The organism is Mesorhizobium sp. M1E.F.Ca.ET.063.01.1.1 (genome assembly GCF_003998155.1).
Lineage (GTDB): Bacteria > Pseudomonadota > Alphaproteobacteria > Rhizobiales > Rhizobiaceae > Mesorhizobium.
In genome coordinates, this window is the sequence record NZ_RZSC01000886.1 from 1 (window position 1) to 2,216 (window position 2,216).

The 2,216-nt window shown below is 60.7% G+C and carries 2 protein-coding genes; one reads left to right on the forward strand and one right to left on the reverse strand.

Translation table 11 applies throughout. The annotated features are described in order from the left end of the window. The first annotated feature begins 54 nt into the window (after positions 1 to 54). A complete protein-coding gene (cobT, locus tag EOA29_RS33820) occupies positions 55 to 1,065 on the forward strand; it encodes a nicotinate-nucleotide--dimethylbenzimidazole phosphoribosyltransferase (protein WP_127222227.1) in 1,011 nt (336 codons plus the stop codon). 212 nt (positions 1,066 to 1,277) lie between these two features. On the opposite strand, the gene EOA29_RS33825 is transcribed toward cobT, so the two are convergent. Beyond that, positions 1,278 to 1,982 carry a glycosyltransferase family 25 protein gene (locus tag EOA29_RS33825; protein ID WP_126093186.1) on the reverse strand — a complete coding sequence of 235 codons (705 nt, stop codon included), beginning with the start codon at positions 1,980 to 1,982 and terminating at the stop codon, positions 1,278 to 1,280. Between the last annotated feature and the right edge of the window lie 234 nt (positions 1,983 to 2,216).

Sequence of the window (2,216 nt, forward strand, 5' to 3'; positions counted from 1 at the left end):
CTCGTTGCCTCATTTTCCCTATCCCTCTGACTCTCAACTGGAGACATTGCCCCCATGTCGTTCAAATCGCTCGAAGACCTTCGCGCCGCCTGCCTCGATCTGCCCGCCGGCAGCGACGCCGCCGCTGGTGCCGTCGCCCGACGGCAGGACACTCTGACCAAGCCGCAAGGCAGCCTCGGCCGGCTGGAATCGATCGCCGCCTGGCTGGCCCGCTGGCAAGGCCGCGAAATGCCGAAGCTCGACGCAGTGAAGGTCTTCGTCTTTGCCGGCAACCACGGCGTCACCGCGCAGGGCGTGTCGGCCTATCCGTCGGAAGTCACGGTACAGATGGTGGCGAACTTCGCCGGCGGGGGTGCTGCCATCAACCAGCTCGCCCGTGTTGCCGGCGCCAAGCTCGATGTCATCCCGCTCGATCTCGACCATCCGACCGGCGATTTCACGCAGGTGCCGGCCATGGACGAGCAGGCCTTCCTCGCCGCCGTCTCGGTCGGCTATGACGCCGTGACCAAGGACCTCGATCTCGTCTGCTTCGGCGAGATGGGCATCGGCAACACCACGCCGGCCGCCGCGATCTCGGCCGCCCTCTTCGGCGGCGGCGCGGAAAAATGGACCGGCCGCGGTACCGGCGTCGACGACGCAGGCCTGATCCGCAAGCTCACCGCGATCGAGGCCGGCCTCAAGCGCCATGCCGATTCGCTCTCCGATCCATTGAAGATTGCCGCGGCACTCGGCGGACGCGAGCTTGCAGCGATTTTCGGCGCAACGCTCGCCGCCCGCCGCAACAATATCCCGGTGCTGCTCGACGGCTTCGTCTGCACCGCCGCCGTTGCACCGTTGGCAAGGCTGCATCCGACCGGGCTTGCCCACACCATCGCCGCTCATGTCTCGGCCGAATCGGGCCACCGCCGCCTGCTCGAAGCGCTCGGCCTGCCGCCGCTGCTCGACCTCGGCATGCGGCTCGGCGAAGGCTCCGGCGCCTGCCTTGCGGTCAACATCGTCCGCTCGGCGCTGGAATGCCATGCCAGGATGGCGAGCTTCGCCGAGGCGGGTGTATCGGAGAACTGACAAGCGGCAAGCCGGTTGAAGAACCAGCTTAGCACGCGGGCCGCATGATCTGATCTAGGCCGTTGTTGAATAGAGTTCCTTCGCAATCGGCTCCGGTTTTCCTGGAACTCTTAGCGCGGCTCAGCGTTTCACGGAATCGCTGAACCGCTCTAAGTATTTGTTTTTACGCAATTCCTGACGGAAAACCGTTACACACTTTTCCTGGAATTGCTCTAGCCAGCGGTGTGACCAAATACCTTTCGGCGGTACTTCTTAAAGGCCCACTCTGAGCGCTTGTACCAGAGTGGCCTTTGCCGCTTCGGTGAGATCGATGTAGCAAAGCGGCCGTTGTGGGTGCCTTGTTCGACGATCGGCCTTTCGAACCACAGAATTTCTGTCCCGGTCTCTCGGTCGCTATCATTGACTTCCCAGTCGATCGGCCGGACCAGTTTGCTGGCGCTGAACCACTGGCATCGAGCCTCGGCGGCCGACCGCGTGAGGATATAGGAATCCGTGCATCTGGAGTGCTTCCCGGGATACAGGAACTGCCCCTTCCTCAGCGTGGATCGCGGCGTGTAGTAATTTCCGCCATTTCCAAGGTATACGACTGCCTTCCGGTCCGTTCCGATTTCCTTGAGGCAGTCGGCCAAGCGTGTGACGAAGTTGCGAGCAAGAAACACATCATCTTCGAAGACCAGGCAATACGGCAGATCGGTTTTCAGGAAGTCATGCCATATCCCGATATGCTTACGCGACAGCGACACCTCCGCGGCCCTCCCTGAACGCTGCTCCTCATCGAGAAGGTCGGCAATGTCATGATCCAGATACCAGTTTACCGGTACGCCGCGACTGCCAAATTCCGCAACAATGTGCCGCTCCCGGTCTTCATAGCCGGTTTTCACATGGCATATACGAATAAAGACTTGGTCTTTGAACATAGCCCCACCCCCCTTGGGCTCACCGCTATATCCTATTTTTATAGATTGTCACCTTAGCGATAGACGATTAGCCGCCTGCTGCTTTGACGGCGGGATGTTAAAGTTCTCAGCTCAAATTCGAATGGCCTCCGAGGTCCGGCAGCCTGGATCAGGAACACAACGCGAATTGGAAACCAGCGGTCAGAATTGCAAACCGTTGGCAGCCCGATGCGCTGGCGTCGCAGCGGAAAAAAG

Excerpts from the sequence above, each read along its gene's own strand:
- cobT (WP_127222227.1), top strand. The coding sequence starts at position 55 with ATGTCGTTCAAATCGCTCGAAGACCTTCGCGCCGCCTGCCTCGATCTG.
- EOA29_RS33825 (WP_126093186.1), bottom strand. The coding sequence starts at position 1,982 with ATGTTCAAAGACCAAGTCTTTATTCGTATATGCCATGTGAAAACCGGC.